General features: G+C 65.0%; 17 protein-coding genes and 6 tRNA genes. 2 read left to right on the plus strand and 21 right to left on the minus strand.

Going from position 1 to position 19,055, the window contains the following annotated elements; translation table 11 throughout:
- Positions 1-103: 103 nt before the first annotated feature.
- The 7 genes from A9973_RS22010 to A9973_RS22040 form a co-directional block, all read right to left on the minus strand.
- On the minus strand, positions 104-1,618 hold the full coding sequence (locus tag A9973_RS22010; protein WP_183015807.1) for a helix-turn-helix transcriptional regulator: 1,515 nt from the start codon (positions 1,616-1,618) through the stop codon (positions 104-106).
- A gap of 179 nt (positions 1,619-1,797) precedes the next feature.
- Positions 1,798-1,874 (minus strand) — tRNA-Asp (locus tag A9973_RS22015).
- A 71-nt stretch (positions 1,875-1,945) separates the two neighbouring features.
- Positions 1,946-2,021 (minus strand) — tRNA-Glu (locus tag A9973_RS22020).
- 47 nt (positions 2,022-2,068) lie between these two features.
- Positions 2,069-2,144 (minus strand) — tRNA-Ala (locus A9973_RS22025).
- 107 nt (positions 2,145-2,251) lie between these two features.
- Positions 2,252-2,328 (minus strand) — tRNA-Asp (locus A9973_RS22030).
- 76 nt (positions 2,329-2,404) lie between these two features.
- Positions 2,405-2,480: transfer RNA gene (locus A9973_RS22035), tRNA-Glu, on the minus strand.
- A gap of 33 nt (positions 2,481-2,513) precedes the next feature.
- Positions 2,514-2,589: transfer RNA gene (locus tag A9973_RS22040), tRNA-Ala, on the minus strand.
- A gap of 411 nt (positions 2,590-3,000) precedes the next feature.
- Between A9973_RS22040 and A9973_RS22045 the strand changes: the two genes are divergently transcribed.
- Positions 3,001-4,008, plus strand: coding sequence for an aldo/keto reductase (locus A9973_RS22045; protein ID WP_255469263.1), 1,008 nt, complete (start codon positions 3,001-3,003; stop codon positions 4,006-4,008).
- Between the two features lie 7 nt (positions 4,009-4,015).
- Here the strand turns inward: A9973_RS22045 and lnt are convergent, their stop codons facing one another.
- The 5 genes from lnt to miaB all read right to left on the minus strand — a co-directional run bounded on the left by lnt (position 4,016) and on the right by miaB (position 9,644).
- Positions 4,016-5,644, minus strand: a complete 1,629-nt coding sequence (lnt, locus tag A9973_RS22050; protein ID WP_183015809.1) for an apolipoprotein N-acyltransferase — start codon at positions 5,642-5,644, stop codon at positions 4,016-4,018.
- Positions 5,641-6,531 carry an HlyC/CorC family transporter gene (locus A9973_RS22055; protein ID WP_183015810.1) on the minus strand — a complete coding sequence of 297 codons (891 nt, stop codon included), beginning with the start codon at positions 6,529-6,531 and terminating at the stop codon, positions 5,641-5,643. The genes lnt and A9973_RS22055 overlap by 4 nt, the downstream gene beginning before the upstream one ends.
- Positions 6,532-6,695: 164 nt before the next feature.
- Positions 6,696-7,172 carry an rRNA maturation RNase YbeY gene (gene ybeY / locus A9973_RS22060; protein ID WP_183015811.1) on the minus strand — a complete coding sequence of 159 codons (477 nt, stop codon included), beginning with the start codon at positions 7,170-7,172 and terminating at the stop codon, positions 6,696-6,698.
- Positions 7,162-8,187, minus strand: a complete 1,026-nt coding sequence (locus A9973_RS22065) for a PhoH family protein (RefSeq protein ID WP_183015812.1) — start codon at positions 8,185-8,187, stop codon at positions 7,162-7,164. The genes ybeY and A9973_RS22065 overlap by 11 nt, the downstream gene beginning before the upstream one ends.
- Positions 8,184-9,644 (minus strand): tRNA (N6-isopentenyl adenosine(37)-C2)-methylthiotransferase MiaB, encoded by a 1,461-nt coding sequence (gene miaB / locus A9973_RS22070; RefSeq protein WP_183015813.1) that lies wholly within the window; start codon positions 9,642-9,644, stop codon positions 8,184-8,186. Before miaB ends, A9973_RS22065 begins: the two co-directional genes overlap by 4 nt.
- 170 nt (positions 9,645-9,814) lie before the next feature.
- Here miaB and A9973_RS22075 point away from each other — a divergent pair, with 170 nt between their 5' ends.
- Positions 9,815-10,582 carry a phosphatase PAP2 family protein gene (locus A9973_RS22075; protein WP_183015814.1) on the plus strand — a complete coding sequence of 256 codons (768 nt, stop codon included), beginning with the start codon at positions 9,815-9,817 and terminating at the stop codon, positions 10,580-10,582.
- 80 nt (positions 10,583-10,662) lie between these two features.
- On the opposite strand, the gene A9973_RS22080 is transcribed toward A9973_RS22075, so the two are convergent.
- From A9973_RS22080 to queA, 9 genes are all read right to left on the minus strand, one after another.
- Positions 10,663-11,373, minus strand: coding sequence for an alanyl-tRNA editing protein (locus A9973_RS22080; RefSeq protein WP_183015815.1), 711 nt, complete (start codon positions 11,371-11,373; stop codon positions 10,663-10,665).
- 47 nt (positions 11,374-11,420) lie between these two features.
- Positions 11,421-12,098, minus strand: coding sequence for a VOC family protein (locus A9973_RS22085; RefSeq protein ID WP_183015816.1), 678 nt, complete (start codon positions 12,096-12,098; stop codon positions 11,421-11,423).
- 77 nt (positions 12,099-12,175) lie between these two features.
- Positions 12,176-12,490 (minus strand): helix-turn-helix domain-containing protein, encoded by a 315-nt coding sequence (locus A9973_RS22090; protein WP_183015817.1) that lies wholly within the window; start codon positions 12,488-12,490, stop codon positions 12,176-12,178.
- Entirely contained in the window at positions 12,487-12,855 is a 369-nt protein-coding gene (locus A9973_RS22095; protein WP_183015818.1) for a type II toxin-antitoxin system RelE/ParE family toxin, read from the minus strand. Before A9973_RS22095 ends, A9973_RS22090 begins: the two co-directional genes overlap by 4 nt.
- Positions 12,856-13,031: 176 nt before the next feature.
- The gene (secF, locus tag A9973_RS22100; protein ID WP_183015819.1) at positions 13,032-13,967 is read right to left on the minus strand and encodes a protein translocase subunit SecF; all 936 of its coding nucleotides are present in this window, start codon (positions 13,965-13,967) and stop codon (positions 13,032-13,034) included.
- 54 nt (positions 13,968-14,021) lie between these two features.
- The gene (secD, locus tag A9973_RS22105) at positions 14,022-15,902 is read right to left on the minus strand and encodes a protein translocase subunit SecD (protein ID WP_183015820.1); all 1,881 of its coding nucleotides are present in this window, start codon (positions 15,900-15,902) and stop codon (positions 14,022-14,024) included.
- Positions 15,903-16,011: 109 nt separating this feature from the next.
- Entirely contained in the window at positions 16,012-16,353 is a 342-nt protein-coding gene (yajC, locus tag A9973_RS22110; RefSeq protein WP_013395762.1) for a preprotein translocase subunit YajC, read from the minus strand.
- Positions 16,354-16,707: 354 nt separating this feature from the next.
- Positions 16,708-17,844: a tRNA guanosine(34) transglycosylase Tgt gene (tgt, locus tag A9973_RS22115; RefSeq protein WP_183015821.1), complete on the minus strand. Its 1,137-nt coding sequence runs from the start codon at positions 17,842-17,844 to the stop codon at positions 16,708-16,710.
- Positions 17,841-18,899 (minus strand): tRNA preQ1(34) S-adenosylmethionine ribosyltransferase-isomerase QueA, encoded by a 1,059-nt coding sequence (gene queA / locus A9973_RS22120; protein WP_183015822.1) that lies wholly within the window; start codon positions 18,897-18,899, stop codon positions 17,841-17,843. Before queA ends, tgt begins: the two co-directional genes overlap by 4 nt.
- Positions 18,900-19,055: the final 156 nt, after the last annotated feature.

Genomic DNA, 19,055 nt, shown 5'->3' on the forward strand with positions numbered 1-19,055 from the left:
AAATGCCGGATTTTGCGGGCTGGCGGGGATTAACGCGGCGTCATCTTCGCTGACGCCGCACCCTCGGATATTTTGCTTCTAATTGTAAATTTCGACCGCTGGGCTATTCCTTGCCCGGTTTAGTCCGCACGCGGGTGGATTCGTGGCCGGTGATGCCGCGGTCGCGCGCCCAGACGATCGCCGCGCTGCGCCGGTGCACGCCGATCTTGCTGTAGATCGTGGCCACGTGGTTGCGCACGGTGTTGCGCGACAGCTTCAAGCTCTTGGCGATGCCGTCGTCGTCATGGCCCTGGCACAGCAATCCCAGCACTTCGCGTTCACGGGTGGTCAGTTGCGCCAGTTCGGCCACGTCGCGGGTGGCGGGAGCAGGTTCGCGCAATTGGGCCAGCTTTTCGATGATGCCCCGGCTGAACCACGACGTGTCCTGCATCACCGCTTCGATCGCGGCCAGCAATTCGGTCTCGGAGCGTTTTCGCTCGGTGATGTCCTGCATGACGATCAGCAGGCGATGCTGGCCGCCGATCATCACGGGTTCGGCGGAAACCAGGCAGTCCAGCCTGCCGCCGTCTTCCGTGCTCAGGGTGGCTTCGCGGTTGCGCGCGCTTTCTCCGCGCTTCAGGCTGGCCGCCATTCCCTCGTAGGGTTGCAGGCCCAGGTCGGTCAGCGCCTTGCCCGCGCTGGCCTCGGGCTCTGCGCCGGTGGCCGCCGCGAACGCCTCGTTGATGTCCAGCACCAGCAGCGTGTCGCCTTCGCAGACGGCCATCGGCACGGGCGCCAGGCGGAATGCCTTGGAGAAGCGCTCTTCGCTTTCGCGCAGCGCAAGTTCCGTGCGCTTGCGGGCTTCAAGGTCGATGAAAGTGAACAGCATGCAGGGTTCGTCCTGCATGTCGATCGGCTGGCCCGCGACGATCACGAACTTCGTGTCGCCGTCCGCGCACTTGACCATGCCTTCGCGCTGCGGGATCGTCTGGCCTTCATTCAATTTGGCGACGGCAGCCTCTTTGTCTTCGCAGCCGTCCAGCACATCCAGTTCATAGGCCGATTTGCCCAGCACCGCCTCGCGCGTGTAGCCGGTCATTTCCAGAAAACCCTGATTCACTTTCACGTAGCGCAGATCAGACAGCCGGCAGATCAGCGCGGGCGCGGGATTCGCGCCGAAGGTTCGTTCGAAGCGCTGTTCGGCATTCAATTGTCCGGTCTGGTCGTGCAGGATCAAGACGCGGTAATCCACGCCGTGATCGCTGCCCAGGTTCAGTCCGCGGGCGCTGATATGGCGCAGGAATTCCTCGTCGTCTTTGCGGGTCAGATCCAGCAGCAGGTCGTCGAACGGCTCGTCGGCGGCCAGGCGGTCCAGCGGAAACTGGCGGGCGGGCACGCGGTGATGGTTGCGGTAGGTCAGCGCATAGCGCTTGCGGTAGCCGGCGGGGGTGCCGCCCAGTCCTTCAAGCGTATCGACGCCGTGCAATGCAAGTGCGCTGTCGTTGGCCCAGGCGATGGCGCCGTCCGGTTCCAGCACGATGATGCCTTCATTCAAGCCCGCGATGATGTTCTGCAGGTGCTGGCGATGCGCTTGGGGTGCGGCGGCGTTTGCGGTCACGTAAGCCTCTTTGGTTCGCATGCATGAGCACACAGGATGCAGGCACGTGGCGGCGCTGTCCAGAGAGCAAAACGGACGAGTCTTCGAGACGGGGGGAGGGTAGAGGGAGAGAAGAAGGCGCGGCGGACGCAGAAAAGCAAAAAAGCTCCGGAATCCGGAGCTTCAGCGATGTGCTGCCATGCGATCAAGCACAAAGTGCTTGGCGGAGCGGACGGGGCTCGAACCCGCGACCCCCGGCGTGACAGGCCGGTATTCTAACCAACTGAACTACCGCTCCGCAGCGGTCTACTTAGACTTCATCACTACACTGCGGTGTCAAGGCAGCTTGGTACTACATGCCAGAAAAGCTGGCGTCCCCTAGGGGATTCGAACCCCTGTACTCACCGTGAAAGGGTGATGTCCTAGGCCTCTAGACGAAGGGGACCTGAACTGAACAGAACTGCAAAACAACTTTACTACGGTACTGAATACTGGTGGAGGTAAGCGGGATCGAACCGCTGACCTCTTGCATGCCATGCAAGCGCTCTCCCAGCTGAGCTATACCCCCACAGGGCGCCCTGATGTCTCACACTACAGACAACAAGGTCTCACACTCTATAAAAGCAAAAAGCCCCGAAGACGGAGCTCTTGAAAGACCCAGAGCGAGAGAGCTTTTGGCGGAGCGGACGGGGCTCGAACCCGCGACCCCCGGCGTGACAGGCCGGTATTCTAACCAACTGAACTACCGCTCCGCAGCGGCTTACTCAACTACTTTGTCACTTCAACTGCACATATCTACTGCTACTACAAACTGCGTGCCAGAAAAACTGGCGTCCCCTAGGGGATTCGAACCCCTGTACTCACCGTGAAAGGGTGATGTCCTAGGCCTCTAGACGAAGGGGACTTGGACTTGCAAACTACGTTCTTCGCTGTTGACTGGTGGAGGTAAGCGGGATCGAACCGCTGACCTCTTGCATGCCATGCAAGCGCTCTCCCAGCTGAGCTATACCCCCGTTCTTCTAATCAATTCCTGCCACGTTTTACGACTGGAACACACGTTTTATAGTGCGTTTTTCGTAGTTCGTTGCCGGTTTTGTTTAGTGCCGTTGGCGAAGAAACGAGATTATGCACGAACAAAATCGGGTGTGCAAGTCGCTTTGCGCCAAAAACGGTAAAACAGGCAAAAAAAATGGGGGTGGATGGGCTTTTCTGCGCATTTTGTGCGCGAATCGGCCAGATGCCAGTTTGCCGTGATTGATGCAGATTCCAAGAAAATCAAAGACTTGTGCGGATGCTATGGTGGGGGTGGAATTTTTTATCCATCATGTGACTTTCGCGTGAAAAAAATGCGGTCGCATCCACACGGGCATCCAGGCATGAGCACACAGACTTCGTTTCCTACCCGGCCGTTGGGGCGTACCGGAATGGCCATTACGCGTATCGGCCTGGGCGCCTGGGCCATCGGCGGCAATGGCTGGGCCGTGGGCTGGGGGCCTCAAGACGACGCCGATTCCATCGCCGCCATCCGCCTGGCGGTGGACCGGGGCATCAACTGGATCGACACCGCGGCGGTGTACGGGTTGGGCCACTCCGAAGAGATCGTGCGCCGCGCGCTGGCGCAGATGGCGCCCGGCGACAGGCCTTATGTCTTCACGAAGTGCGGCTTGACGTGGTCGGCCGACAATCCGATGGCGACGCCTCGGCGCACGGGGGCGCCCGCCAGCATCCGCCGTGAAATCGACGATTCGCTGCGGCGCTTGGGGGTCGAACGCATCGATCTCTACCAGATGCACTGGCCGGCGGGCGACGACACGCCGATCGAGACCTACTGGCAGGAACTGCTGGACTTGAAGCAGGCGGGCAAGGTCGGCGCCATCGGCTTGTCGAACCACAATCTGGCGCAGTTGCAGGACGCGCAAGCGGTGGGCCAGGTGGATTCATTGCAGCCGCCATTTTCGGCGGTCCAGCGCGCGGCGGGCGCGGACCTGATCCCGTGGTGCGCCGCGCACGACATCGGCGTAATCGTCTACAGCCCGATGCAGTCGGGCCTGTTGACCGGCGGCTTTTCCGTCGAGCGCGCACGCGCCTTGCCTGCGGACGACTGGCGCGCGCGCCATGCGGAATTCATGCCGCCCAATCTGGCGCGGAATCTGGCGTTGGCCGACGCGTTCAAACCCATTGCCGAACGCCACGGCACAACAGTGGCGGCGGTTGCCGCTGCGTGGGCGCTGGCATGGCCGGGAGTGACCGGCGCCATCGTCGGCGCGCGCAGCGCCGCCCAGGTGAACGGGCTGCTGGGCGCGGCGGAACTGGAATTGGATAGCGACGACCTGGATGCCGTCGCGGAGGCGATCGAATTGACGGGCGCGGGCGCCGGGCCGGTGCGCCCGCCGGAGGACAGCGCCAGGCTGCCCGCCAACTTGTTCGCCTGAGGCGGGGTCAGCCGCGGCGCGTCTTGCGGCTGCTGCCGAACGCGGCGATCAACGCCAGGCCGACCAGCGCCAGTGCGATCTTGTCGCCGAAGCGCGCGTAGGGCGTCAGGCCCGTCATGCCCTGCACGGAAACCGGCAGCACGCCCGCTTGCAACGGTGCCAACTGGGCGGCGACATGCCCCTTGGCGTCGATCGCGGCGGTGATGCCGGTGTTGGTGGACGTCAGCATCGGGCGCGCGGTCTCCATGGTGCGCAACCGGCCGATCTGCAAGTGCTGGCGCAAGGCCCATGAATCGCCGAACCATCCAAGGTTGCTGACGTTGACCAGAATGGTCGCGCCCGGCTCGCCATTGGGGCCGGGCAGCAGCGCCGGCAACAGGTCCGGGCCGAACAGGTCTTCGTAGCAGATGTTGAAGGCGACGTGCTGACCGCGTATCGCAAAGGGCGTCTGGCGTTCCGCGCCGCGGTCGAAATCGCCCAGCGGGATGTTCAGCATGTCGACGAACCAGTGGAATCCCGGCGGCACGTATTCGCCCCAGGGAACCAGGTGGCGCTTGTCGTAGCGCATGGCGGTGCTGCCGGCGACCAGTTGCTCGACCGGCGTATTGCCGTCGAAGCCCATCACGCTGTTGGTGTAGCGGTCACGGCCATTGACGCGGTCGTGCAGCGGCACGCCCATCGCGATGGTCATGTCGCCCCGGGCGGCCACGCCGCGCCAGGCGTCCCACGCGCGCGGATCCAACTGGTCCTGGAAGATCGGCAGCACCGTTTCGGGCAGGATCACCAGTTGCGGCGCGGGCACGCCGGCGGCGGGTGGCAGCGCCGTCAGTTCCAGGTGACGCACCAGGCTTTGTTCCAGCAGGGCGGGGTCGAATTTCTGCGATTGCTCGATGTTGCCCTGGACCAGCCGCACGTTCAGGGGATCGCCGGTGGGCGTGGACCAATCTACGCGCGACAAGGGCCAGCCCGCGGCCGCCAGCGCGATGGCGATGCCGGCCGCCAGCGCCTGACGCGAGTCCATGGCCTTCTTGCGCGACGGTTGCCACAGGCTGGCGATCGCGGCCGCGACGAACGCGGCGACAAACGCCATGCCGTGAACGCCCACGATCGGCGCCCAGCCGGCAATGGGGCTGTCGACCTGCGCGTACCCGATGTTCAACCACGGGAAGCCGGTCAGCAGCACGGCCCGCAGCCATTCGAAGCCGGCCCACAGCGCGCCCCAGGCCAGCGTGGACGACAGGATGCGCGAGGGCATGGCGTCGTTGGCAAGCGGCGTGAAGCGGCGTGCCAACGCGCTGGCCGTGGCGGGGAACAGCGCCAGGAACGCCGACAGCGCCAATACGCCGGCCACCGCCAACGGCGCGGCCAGATCGCCGTAGTGATGCATGCTGATGAAGAGCCAGTACAGCCCCACCGCATAGGTGACGAAGGCGAACAACCAGCCGCGCGCCCACGCCTGCTTGGCCGACGGCGCCGTGAGCGTGACGCGTGCGACGACGGCCAGCGCCAGGATCTGTGTGATGGCCAGCGCCCAGTCCGGCAAGGGGCCGGGCGCGAAGGTCAGGGCGTGCACGGCGCCCGCCAGCATCAAGCCGGCGGCGCCGCGCAGGAGTCGGCTGCGCGGGGTACGGCTCATGCGTCGTCGGCGGGGCGGGAAGTTTGGTCGGGGGTGTTGCGTTTGACGCGCAGCCAGATGGCGCGGCGGGCGTCGCCGCGCGCCACTTCCATCCGCAGGCCGTCGAATTCGGCGATGTCGCCGCGGCGCGGGATGCGGCCCAGTTGGCCGCCCATCCAGCCGCCGACGCTGTCGTACTCGTCGTCGGGCAAGCGGCAACCGAACACCTCGTTGAAGTGCGAGATATCGGTCGCGGCCAGGACGCGCCACTGGTTTTCGCCTTCCGGGAAGATCGAGTCTTCTTCGGTTTCGTCGAATTCGTCTTCGATGTCGCCGACGATCTGCTCCAGCACGTCTTCCATGGTGACCAGGCCGGAAATGCCGCCATGCTCATCGATGACGATGGCCTGGTGGTTGCGGCTGGCGCGGAACTCGTGCAGCAGCACGTTCAGGCGCTTGGATTCCGGGATGAACACGGCCGGGCGGACCAGCGTGCGCACTTCGATGCCGGGTTCCAGCATGCAGCGCAGCAGATCCTTGGCCAGCAGGATGCCGATGATGTTGTCGCGGTCGCCTTCGTAGACCGGAAAGCGCGAATGGGCGGTTTCGATCACGGTGGCCACGAGATAGGGGATGGGCTGCGTGACGTCCAGCAGGTCCATGCGCGAACGCGGAACCATGATGTCGCCGACGGTGCCTTCGGACACAGCCAGCGCGCCCTTGATCATCTTGTAGGACTCCGCGTCCAGCAGGTCGCGGTCGTGCGCGGCTTCCAGAATGGCCTTGATGCCTTCGCGGTCCTCGGGCTCTCGGCGCACAAGGGAAAGCAGGCGGTCTAGAAGGGATTTGGTGGCGGGTTTGGCTGAGCGAGCAGAGGTCGCTTCGGGAGCAGGGTAAGGGTCAGACATCGTCCGGGAGGACAAGTTATGGAGGGGCCAGCATAACCGAAACTGGGCGTCCGTTTGTAACTTGAGCCATGAAAATGGGGCCAAACGCCGTCATCTACGCCTTGCTTGGCGCCATTTTCAGGGATTTCCCAGGGGTAGGCCCGGAGGGCTGACGCGGCGGGCGCCTAGTCGGCCGCCAGATACGGGTCGGCGATGCCCATCTTCGCCAGCGTGGCGGTTTCCAGCGCTTCCATGCGTTTGGCGTCCCGGGCCTTGATGTGGTCGTAGCCCAGCGAATGCAGCACGCCGTGGATGGTCAGGTGGGCGGCATGGTCCAGCAACGCCTTGCGCTGTTCCCGGGCCTCGCGGGCCAGCACGGGCACGCACATGACGATGTCGCCGCGCGCCACGCCCAGCGGGTCGACGCCGTACTCGAAAGTCAGCACGTTGGTGGCGTAGTCGCGCTGGCGGAAATCCCGGTTCAGGCGCCGTCCTTCGGCCGTGCCGACCAGGCGCAGGCTCAGTTCGGCGGCGGAAAACGCCACCAGGCCGTCTTCCGCGGCCGCCGCCAGGGCGCGCTCAGCCCACCGGCGCAGGCGCCAGCGGGGCAAGCGGGCGTCTTCCACCCCGTATTGGACGGACAGGGACAGCTCAGGCTTCATTTTCGGAGGCGCGGTCGTAGGCGTCGACGATGCGGGCGACCAGCGGGTGGCGCACGACATCGCGGCTGGTGAAACGGGTGGTGGCGATGCCCTGCACGTCGTGCAGCACCTTGACCGCATGGGCCAGGCCGCTGTCCTGGCCGCGCGGCAGGTCCACCTGCGACGGGTCGCCGGTGATGACTGCCTTGCTGCCGAAGCCGATCCGCGTCAAGAACATCTTCATCTGTTCCGGCGTGGTGTTCTGCGCTTCATCCAGGATGACGAAGGCGTGGTTCAGCGTGCGGCCGCGCATATAGGCCAGCGGGGCGATCTCGATCGTCTGCTTTTCGAACAGGCGCTGGACCTTCTCGAAGCCCATCAAGTCATAAAGCGCGTCATACAGCGGGCGCAGGTAGGGGTCCACCTTCTGGGCCAGGTCGCCGGGCAGGAAGCCCAGGCGCTCGCCGGCCTCGACGGCGGGGCGGGTCAGCACCAGGCGCTGGACGGTGTCGCGCTCCATCGCGTCGATGGCGCAGGCGACCGCCAGCCAGGTCTTGCCCGTGCCGGCAGGGCCCACGCCGAAGGTGATGTCGTGCTTGAGGATATTGTTCAGGTAGTCGCGCTGGCGCGGCGTGCGCGGACGCAGGTCGCTGCGCTTGGTGCGCAACGCGATGCCATCGCTTTCGTCGTCCAGGGCGGGCAGCGGATCCGCCTCGCGCGCCGGCTCTTCCTTGAGCTTCTCTTCCTGCCGCCCCACGCCGATCTCGACCAGGCCAAGCTGGATGTCGTCGACCGACAGGGCGCGGTGCACCGCCTGTTCGTGGAAGCGCCGCAGCACCCGCCCGGCCAGTTCGGCCTGTTCGCCTTCTATGGTGACGCGGCTGCCGCGGCGCGAGAGCTTGACGCCCATGCCGTCGGCCAGCTGGCGCAGGTTCTCATCCAGCGGGCCGCACAAGTTGGCCAGATGGGTGTTGTCGCCGTCCAGGTTGACGACGGCGGGCATGCTGCGACGGGCGCGGGAACGGGGAGTGGTCATTCGGCCTCTTGGGGAACGCGGTCCACGTCGGCCACCCGTGCGCGCAACGAATTGGTGTGCGCTTCGGTGATGATGACGTCGACCATTTGTCCGATGAGCCGCGCGGGCGCGGCGAAATTCACGATGCGGTTGTTCTCGGTGCGTCCCATCAGTTCGTTGGGGTCGCGGCGCGAGGGGCCTTCGACCAGCAGGCGCTGGCGCGTGCCGACCATGTTGCGGGCGATGGTGGCGGCCTGTTCATTGATCAGCGCCTGCAGGCGCTGCAGGCGGCGCAGCTTCACGTCCTGCGGGGTGTCGTCGGCCAGGTCGGCCGCGGGCGTGCCGGGACGGCGCGAATAGACGAACGAGAACGAGGTGTCGAAGCCGACGTCCTCGATCAGCTTCATCGTCTTTTCGAAATCTTCTTCGGTTTCGCCGGGGAAGCCCACGATGAAGTCGGACGACAGGGTCAGGTCGGGGCGGGCGGCGCGCAGGCGGCGGACGACCGACTTGAATTCCAGCGTGGTGTAGCCGCGCTTCATCCCGGCCAGCACCCGGTCGCTGCCGGCTTGCACGGGCAGGTGCAGGAACGACACCAGTTTCGGCAGGCGGGCGTAGGCGTCCACCATGCGCTGGGTCATTTCCTTGGGATGCGAGGTCGTGTAGCGGATGCGTTCGATGCCGGGGATCTCGTGCACGTACTCCAGCAGCATGGCGAAGTCGGCGATCTCGTCCGTGTCTTCCATTTTGCCGCGGTAGGCGTTGACGTTCTGGCCCAGCAGCGTCACTTCTTTCACGCCCTGGTCGGCCAGGTCGGCCACTTCGATCAGCACGTCTTCGAAGGGGCGCGAGACTTCTTCGCCGCGCGTGTAAGGCACGACGCAGAAGCTGCAATACTTGCTACAGCCTTCCATGATGGACACGAACGCCGTGGCGCCATCGACGCGCGGCGGCGGCATGTTGTCGAATTTTTCGATCTCGGGGAAGCTGATGTCCACCTGCGAGCGGCCTTCGGCGCGGCGGCGCGCGATCAGGTCCGGCAGGCGGTGCAGCGTTTGCGGGCCGAACACGACGTCCACGTACGGCGCGCGCTTGACGATGGCCGCGCCTTCCTGGCTGGCCACGCAGCCGCCGACGCCGATGACCAGATTCGGATTCGCTTTCTTCAGGTGCTGCACCCGGCCCAGGTCCGAGAAGACTTTTTCCTGCGCCTTCTCGCGCACCGAACAGGTGTTGAACAGGATGACGTCGGCTTCTTCCGGATTGTCGGTCAGCTCCAGGCCCTGGTCGCCGCGCAGGACGTCGGCCATCTTGTCCGAGTCGTACTCGTTCATCTGGCAGCCGAAGGTGCGGATGTACAGCTTTCGGGGAGAGCCGGCGCCGGTGTCCGCGGGGCTTGCTGCGGGGGCGTCTGCGAGGGGGGCAGCGGCGTTGCCGCCGTCGGGCGCGTTGTCGCGCTTCAGGGAGGTTGCTTGCATGATGGTCGCCGTGACGGGTGTAGATCCCGGGGGCTGATAGGCTGGAAAGGCCGAATTTTAACCCTTGCGCGAAAATTGTTTCTTGGTCTGGCGGGCAGCCGCCGTTACGATATCGGTCCGGCCGGATTTCAGCGGGCGGTAATATTTCTCATTTCCTTTGAGCGGTACCGATGATTCCCAATCCCGTGACGCCTCCGGTCGTCGCTCCTGCCGCGCCTGCTGCGCCTGGCCTGCCCGTAGCGGACGAAGTCCGTAATCCGTTCTCGTTGGCCGTCTGGCTGTTGCTGGGCGCGGCCCTGGCGGTGCTGGCTGCCGCCTGCGCGCGCTGGGTGGATCTGCCGCTGGCCATCTGGATCAAGCAGTCGGTATCCGATGGCGTGAACGAGTCCTTCGAATGGGTGGGTCAATTGGGCGAAAGCGGCCCGTACATCGGCGTCGCGCTGGCCTTTTACGTCGTGGGCCTGGTGGGCCTGGCCCGTGGTTGGCGCAACCCCTTGCGCATGAGCTACGCCAGCATGGCGCGCGGCAGCCTGCTGATGCTGTCCACCATGGCGGTGGGCGGGCTGGTGGTGCTGGTGCTGAAACGCTCGGTGGCGCGGGCGCGTCCCGAACTGTTCTTCGAAAAAGGCATCTACGGCCTGGGCGAATCGTTCTCCCGCGTGCAGCAGTTCAATTCCTTTCCCTCCAGCCATACCTACGCCGCGTTCGCCGTGGCCGTCGTGCTGGGCATCCTGGCCCCGCGCTGGCGCGCGGTCTTCCTGCTGCTGGCGGCGCTGGTGGCAATGAGCCGGCTGGTCAATCTGGACCACTACCTGTCCGACGTGATGACCGCGGCCGGCATCGCCGTGCTGGTCGGCCACGTGCTGGCCCCTCGCGTGCTGTGCAGCAAGTACCAATGGCCGCTGCGGGCGCCGTGGCGCTGGTGGAAAAAGGGGTGAGCGCGCGCACGGAATGAAAAAAGGGCCGCGATTCATCGATCGCGGCCCTTTTTTCTTGGCGGCGACCGCCGGCGGATGGGTCAGGCGAAGGCGACCACCACGCGCCGGTTGGTGCGGCTTTTCTTTTCGATCTTGGTGACGGCGATGGCGCCGATCTCTGCCGTGTTGCGCACATGCGTGCCTCCGCAGGGCTGGCGGTCCACGCCCGGGATGTCAATGATGCGGATCTTGGTGGTGCCGGCGGGAGGCGCCGCGCCCACGGTGCGGACGAGGTCGGGTTGCGCGGCCAGTTCTTCCGGCGTGATGCCGTTGACCGCGACGTCGAGGCTGCGGTTGATCAACGCGTTCAGGCGCTCGGTCAGATCCGTTTTTTCCAGCGTGGATTCGGGCAGGTCGAAATCGATGCGAGCGGAATCGGGCGAGATGCTGCAACCCGTCACCGGCGCGGGCACCAGCGAACCCAGCAAGTGCAGACAGGTATGCAGGCGCATCAGCCGATGGCGGCGCTCCCAGTCGATGGTGACGGTGACGCGGTCGCCCACTTGCGGGGCCGCTTCGCCGTCCAGCACGTGCAGGATGCGCTGGCGGTCGTCGGCGTAGACGGTGTCCGTCAGTGTCAGGACGCGGCCGTCCGCGAGCGTCAGCGTGCCGCTGTCGCCCGCCTGGCCGCCACTGCGCGCGTAGCAGACGGTCTCGTCCAGTTCGATGCCCTCGGGATTGACGGCGATGACGGTGGCGTCGCATTGGCCCAGGTAGGGCTCGTCGTCGAATCGTTTGCGGGTGGCGGGCATGGGGAGGTCTCCGGTTTGGGGTGTCGCGTTGTTGTTATCGGGGGTGTTCACGCCAGGGTCTTCACGCCCTGGGGGGTATCGATCTGCGCCCACAGGCGAGGTGTGCCGCTGCCTTGTTCAAGGTCGATCAGGGTGTCGGCGCCCATCCAGGTCAGGCCTTGGCGCAGCAAGCCGGCCTGGGGATGGCTGCCCGTCAGACGGACCAATTTCAGAGGCTGGCGCGGCAGGCTGATGCCGGGGTAGGCGTCCACATCCCATTGGATCAGCGTGGGCAAGAGGCCATCGCCCGCAGCATGGCCGGCTTCGCGCCAGACCGGCAGACTGCCATCGTCCGGCACCGTCAAGCGCCAGCGCAGGTCGCCGCGGGTCATGGGGATGACGGGCGCGATGCGCTCGGGATGCTCGGCCTGCATGCGGGTCAGGTCCATCGGCGCTTCGACCCGTGCCGCCCAGTGTGCCAGGAAGGGGCCCTGTTCCAGCCGTGCGCGGACGTCGCCTTGGTCCAGGCCGAACCAGCGCGCACGCTCCGGTGGCGGCGCATCGGGATCGATGGCAATTACTTCCAGGTAGATGCCGTCGGCCAGGCCCAGCACGCGGTTGTGGGTGCCCATGCGCGGGTGCGCGCCGCCGCCTTGGGGCGCGATGCCCAGGAGGTCTGCAACGTATTGCGTGCCGCTGGCAAGGTCCGCCGCGGCGATGACGAGATGATCGATGGATAGTTTCATGGTGGGCCTATGGTAGCGAATCCCGGGGGGAGCTGTACCCGTACACCGTGACAGGGGCGGGCGGTACAGTGGCGGGTTCAGGCCGAGACGGAGATGCCGGCGGTGTCGGATCGGCGCGCTTTGCGAATCCGGATCTCGACATGCTGGTCCAGTGACACCAGCGCCTGCATCAACCGTTCCAGGGAGACGTTCAGCAACTTGTAGCGACGGACCTGCGACACCTTGGGTTGGGTCATGCCCGTGAGCGCGGCGACTTCCGTTTGATTCAAGCCGCGTTGCTCGATCAGGTCGTTGAATTTGATGGCCAACTGGACTTTCGCGGTCAGGTCGGTGGCGTCTTCGAATCCCAGGTCGTACAGGACGTTGTGGGTGCCGGAGCTTGTTTGTGTCATGTGGGTCTCCTGTGCGAGGCGTGGCGGGCCACCACTTGCTTCAGCCGTCTTCGTATTAGTTCGATGTCGGGCTTTGGGGTGCTGATCCCTGATGCGGATTTCTTCTGGAAGGCATGCAGTATGTGGACGGCATCGCCAATCTGCAGTGCATACACGGCGCGATACGTGTTGCCGTGTTCGTCTTCGAGCAGCTCATAGATGCCGGAACCGAGGCCTTTCCAGGGTTTGGCCGATTTGGGCCATCGGCCTAACTGGACGACATACAGGCGCATGCCCATGCTTTTTTGAACAGGGATGGGAAATGCCTTGAAGTCTTTCTTGGATGAGCCTTCCCAGTACAGCGCCTTAGGGCCGCCAGCTGCCATAAATATACCTGTTCGGATATATAAGTCAATTCGCCTTGTGGCAAGAGCCGCCAAAGTAGCCGCATGGGGGCGCCGCGACTATTCGTAGAGGCCGAAGCTGGCCTTGGGTGTCGGTGTGCGCTGAAAGCAAAAAACCCGTCGCAAGCGACGGGTTTTTGTTTGAAGCTTCAGGCGGATCAGGCGACTTCGCCTTCTTCGCCGTCTTTCTTGACCGGCTTGATCAGGTCTTCGCGCTTGACGCCCAGCCACATGGCCAGCGCGGCGGCGACGAACACCGACGAGTAGATGCCGAACCAGATGCCGATGGTGAGTGCCATGGCGAAGTAGTGCAGGGTGGGGCCGCCGAAGAACAGCATGGCCAGCACCATCATCTGCGTCGAACCGTGGGTGATGATGGTCCGCGAGATGGTCTGCGTGATGGCGCTGTTGATGACTTCCGTCACGTCCGCCTTGCGGTACTTGCGGAAGTTCTCGCGGATCCGGTCCATGATGACCACGGATTCGTTCACCGAGTAGCCCAGCACCGCCAGCACGCCCGCCAGCACCGACAGCGAGAATTCCCACTGGAAGAAGGCGAAGAAGCCCAGGATGATCACCACGTCGTGCAGGTTGGCGATCACGCCGGCGACGGCGAACTTCCATTCGAAGCGGAAGCCCAGGTAGACCATGATGCCGATGACCACCACCAGCAGGGCCATCAGGCCGTTGTGCAGCAGTTCCTGACCGACCTGCGGACCGACGAATTCCACGCGGCGCAGTTCGACGCCGGCGTCGGCGGTCTTCAGCGCGGCCATGACGGTTTCGCTCTGGGTCGCGGACGTTTGGCCTTCCTGCAGCGGCAGGCGGATCATCACGTCGTGCGAGGTGCCGAAGTTCTGCACCTGGAAGTCGGTGTAGCCCAGCTTGGACACCACGCCGCGCACGTTCTCAAGCTGCGCCGTCTGGGCGTAGTTGACTTCCATGACCGTGCCGCCGGTGAACTCGATCGACAGGTGGAAGCCGCGGGTCACGATGAAGAAGACCGCCAGGATGAACGTGACGAGACTGATGATGTTCAGCACCAACGCGTGGCGCATGAACGGGATAGTGCGGTGAATCCGGAAAAATTCCATTTTTCGCCTTCGGTTCTTTGCTGTGGCGGACGGCTTGCGCCGCCCGCTTTATGTTCAGTTTGCCTTCGGTTTCCAGATTTCGCCGATGGAGATCGTGGTGAGCTTCTTCTTGCGGCCGTAGTACAGGTTGGCCAGGGCGCGAACGCCGACCACCGACGAGAACATCGAGGTCAGGATGCCCAGGCAGTGCACGACCGCGAAGCCCCGGATCGGGCCCGAACCGAAGGCCAGCAGCGCCAGGCCGACGATGAGCGTCGTGAGGTTCGAGTCGAGAATCGTGCCCCAGGCGCGTTCGAACCCCTGGTGGATGGCTTGTTGCGGCGTGGCGCCCGCTCTCAGCTCTTCCCGTATCCGCTCGTTGATCAGCACGTTCGAGTCAATCGCCATGCCGAGGGTCAGCGCGATAGCGGCGATGCCTGGCAGGGTGAGCGTGGCCTGCAACATGGACAACAGCGCCAGCAGCAGCAGCACGTTCAGGGTCAGGCCGACCGTGGAGAACACGCCGAACAGGTGGTAGTACAGGATGATGAAGACGGCGATGGCCAGGAAACCGTACAGCGTCGAATGGAAACCCTTCGAGATGTTGTCGGCGCCCAGGCTCGGGCCGATGGTGCGTTCTTCGATGATGGACATTGGCGCGGCCAAGGCGCCTGCGCGCAGCAGCAGCGCGGTGTCGGCGGCTTCTTCCGAGCTCATGCTGCCCGAGATCTGCACTTGGCCGCCCGCGATTTCGCTGCGGATGACCGGCGCCGTGACCACTTCGCCCTTGCCGTTTTCGAACAGCAGGATGGCCATGCGCTTGCCGATGTTGTCGCGGGTGACGTCGCGGAAGATGCGGGCGCCCTTGGAGTCCAGCGTCAGGTGCACGGCGGCCTGCTGGGTCTGCGAGTCGCGGCCGGGTTGGGCGTCTTGCAGGTTTTCACCCGTCAGGACGACCTGGCGGCGCACCAGGATCGGACGGCCGTCGCGGTCGTTGTAGCGCTCCAGGCCGAAGGGGACGGTGCCGCCCAGCAGCGCGGCTTGCGCGGTGGGGGTGTCGTCGACCATGCGGATTTCCAGCGTGGCGGTGCGGCCCAGCAGTTCCTTGGCCTTGGCCACGTCTTGCACGCCGGGCAACTGCACCACGATGCGGTCCGCGCCTTGCTGCTGGATGACCGGCTCGGCCACGCCCAGTTCGTTGATCCGGTTGTGCAGGGTGTTGATGTTCTGCTTCAGGGCGGAATCCTGCACGCGCTGGACGGCGGCGGGGTTCAGGGCGCCCAGCAGCAGCTGCTTGCCGTTCTCTTCGCGTTCGGTGAATTCCAGGTCGGGCAGGCGGGTGCGCAGGGTCGAGATGGCGCGGTCGCGGTCGTCCGTGTTGGCGAAGGTAGCGGCAATGCCCATCCCCGAGCGTTCGACGCCGGCCACGTTGACCTTCTGGTCGCGCAGCACCGAGCGCACGTCGGCGGCCAGCGAGTCGTAGCGGGCGGTCAGGGCGCCCTGCATGTCGACTTGCAGCAGGAAGTGCACGCCGCCGCGCAAGTCCAGGCCCAGGTACATGGGCTTGGGGGCGAACCAGCCCATCGCGCGCATCCAGGCGGGCGAGGCGGGCAGCAGGTTCAGCGCCACGGTGTAGTGCGGGTCGCCGGCGACGGTATTGAGGGATTTGTCGATGAGGTCGCGGGCCTGCAATTGCAGGTCGGTCGACGTGAAGCGGGCGCGCACGGTGCCGAGCGTGCCGTTTGTTTCGAAGAAGACCCCTTCGTTGGGGATCTTGGCGTCCGTGAGGATCTGCTCGACCCGGCTCAGCATGGCCGTGTCCACCTTGATGGTGGCCTTGGCGCTGGAAACCTGGACGGCAGGGGATTCGCCGTAGAAATTGGGAAGCGTGTACAGCAGGCCAATGATGACCGCGATCAGGACCGTAATGTACTTCCAGAGGGGATAGCGGTTCATTGCCGGCTACTTCATGTAAGAGTGATGAAAGGGCCGCCCGGGCGGCTAGCGCAGCGGGCGGCGGCAGGCGCCATCGGACAAAAGAGCCCGACGGGGCTCTATGGGACGCTTACAGGGCCTTGATGGTTCCCTTGGGCAGCACGGTCGAAACCGACGACTTCTGCATGATCACTTCAACCGGCTTGTCGGCCAGTTCGGAGACTTCAACGGTCACGTAGCTGTCGTTGACCTTGGTGACCTTGCCAAGCATGCCGCCGGCGGTAACCACTTCGTCGCCCTTGGCCAGGGCGGCGATCAGGTTACGGTGCTCTTTTTGGCGCTTCATCTGGGGACGGATCATCAGGAAATAGAGGATCACGAACATCAGGATGATGGGCAGCATGCCCATCAGCGCATTGCCTTCAGGGGCGGCTTGGGCCACGACGAGGCTGGCGGTATCGATAACGGACATTGAATTCTCCTGCGTTTAAGTCTGTTTGGGTTGTTTGTTGCTTTGGCTGGCCATTCCCGGGTTTGTTTCCCTGGTTTTATATGCCAGGACTGCCTATGTAACGACGGTTCCTGGCGGGGCATGCGGGTCATGGCCATACTTTAGCTGTGTTTTTATGCGCCCATCCCCGCGCGAGCCATGGATAGGGCAAGCCGACTATTGTATCTATCTTATTGCTGGCCTTTCACTAGGGAGGGATCCCAATCTATGGGGGCGAATCCCCGATAGAAAAGGCCCTCTCTAAAAAAAGGCCCCCAAGCTGCGCATGTTCCGCCCGCTTGCTGCCTCCGGAAGAGGCCCTTTTACCTTGCCGGATTACTCGATGCCGCGGGCGCGGTCGGCGGCGAATTGCGCCCGCCAGGCGTCGAAGCGGCCCTCGGCGATGGCTTCGCGCATTTCCTTCATGATGGTCAGGTAGAAATGCAGGTTATGCAGCGTATTGAGCCGTGCGCCGGTGATCTCGTTGGCCCGTTGCAGGTGGTGCAGGTAGGCGCGCGAGAAATTGGCGCAGGTGTGGCATGAGCAGCTCGGATCCAGCGGGCGGGTGTCGTCGCGGTACTTGGCGTTGCGGATCTTGACGTCGCCGAAGCGGGTGAACAGCCACCCGTTGCGGGCGTTGCGGGTCGGCATGACGCAGTCGAACATGTCCACGCCGCGGGAGACGCCTTCGACCAGGTCCTCCGGCGTGCCCACGCCCATCAGGTAGCGGGGCGCCTGGGCCGGCAGCTTGGGCGTCACGTGCGCCAGGATGCGCATCATGTCTTCCTTGGGCTCGCCCACCGACAGGCCGCCGATGGCGTAGCCATGGAAGCCGATGTCTTGCAGGCCGGCCAGGGATTCGTCGCGCAGCGATTCGTACATGCCGCCCTGGACGATGCCGAACAGGGCGTTGGGATTGCCCAGCCGGTCGAATTCGTCGCGCGAGCGGCGCGCCCAGCGCAGCGACATGCGCATCGAGCGGGCGGCTTCCTCTACCGTGGCGGGGCGCCCGTCGATCTCATAGGGCGTGCATTCGTCGAACACCATGACGATGTCGGAATTCAGCGAGCGCTGGATGCGCATGGACTCTTCCGGCGTCAGGAACAGGCGCGCGCCGTCGATCGGGGAGGCGAATTTCACGCCTTCCTCGGTGATCTTGCGCATGCCTTGCAGGCTGAACACCTGGAAACCGCCGGAATCGGTCAGGATCGGCTTGTCCCACTGCATGAAGCCATGCAGGCCGCCGTGCTTTTCCATGATTTCCGTGCCCGGGCGCAGCCACAGGTGGAACGTGTTGCCCAGCACGATCTGCGAGCCGATCTCTTTCAGCTCGTGCGGCATCATGGCCTTCACGCTGCCGTAGGTGCCGACAGGCATGAAGATGGGAGTTTCGACCACGCCGTGGTTCAGCGTGATGCGGCCGCGGCGGGCGCCGCCGTCAGTGGCGAGCAGTTCGAAGTTCAGTCCGGTCATGGGGCAGGGGATTCGATGAACATGGCGTCGCCATAGCTGAAGAAGCGGTAGCGCTGGGCCACCGCGTGGGCGTAGGCGCGGCGGATCGGCTCGACGCCGGCCAGCGCCGACACCAGCATCAGCAAGGTCGACTGGGGAAGGTGGAAGTTGGTGACCAGCGCGTCCACGACGCGGTATCGGTAGCCAGGGGTGATGAACAGGCGGGTGTCGCCCTGGGCGGCGGCCAACGGCAGTCCGGGGGCCGTGCGGCCTTCGGTCTGGGCGGCGGCGGATTCCAGGGCGCGCACGCTGGTGGTGCCGACGGCGATCACGCGGCCGCCGCGGGCGCGGGCGGCGGCGATGGCGTCCACCGTGGCTTGCGGCACCGTGAACCACTCGGCGTGCATGATGTGGTCGGCCAGGTTATCCACGCGCACCGGCTGGAACGTGCCCGCGCCCACGTGCAGCGTGACGAAGGCGCGCGCCACGCCCAGTCCGTCCAGGCGGTCCAGCGTGGCCTGGTCGAAGTGCAGGCCGGCGGTGGGGGCCGCCACGGCGCCGGGTTCGCGGGCGTAGACCGTCTGATAGCGGTCGTCGTCGCCGGCGTCGGCCGCGTGCGTGATGTAGGGCGGAAGCGGCGTGGCGCCATGGGCATCCAGCAGGTCCAGCACCGGGCCGGGGAAGCGGATGTCGAACAGTTCGCCCTCGCGGCCCAGGACCGTGGCGTCGAAGGCGTCGGCCAGGCGCAGCACCATGCCGGGGCCGGGCGACTTGCTGGCGCGCACATGGGCCAGGACGCGGTCGGTCTCGGTGATGCGTTCGACCAGGACCTCGATCTTGCCGCCGGTGATCTTGTGGCCGGGCAGGCGGGCCTTGATGACGCGGGTGTCGTTGAAGACGAGCAGGTCGCCTGCGCGAAGCAGGCCGGCCAGATCGGCGAACTGGCGGTCGTGCAGCTGGCTGGCGCCGTCCAGGTGCAGCAGGCGGCTGCCTGTGCGTTCGGCGGCGGGCGTCTGCGCGATGAGTTCGGGCGGCAGCTCGTAATTGAAATCGGAAACGGTCAGGGACTGGGTCACGCGGGTATCTGTCTGTCAGAGGGGGCGGCCCGGCAAAAACCGCGGGCCGCGCCGGCCAGGCCGGCTCGGGGCAACCCGATATTGTAAATGGGACGGCTAATAGGGGCGGAACCGTGGCGAAACGCCGCTTCCCGCCGTATAACTGCGTTCTACGCC

The organism is Achromobacter sp. UMC46 (genome assembly GCF_014170335.1).
Lineage (GTDB): Bacteria > Pseudomonadota > Gammaproteobacteria > Burkholderiales > Burkholderiaceae_B > Achromobacter.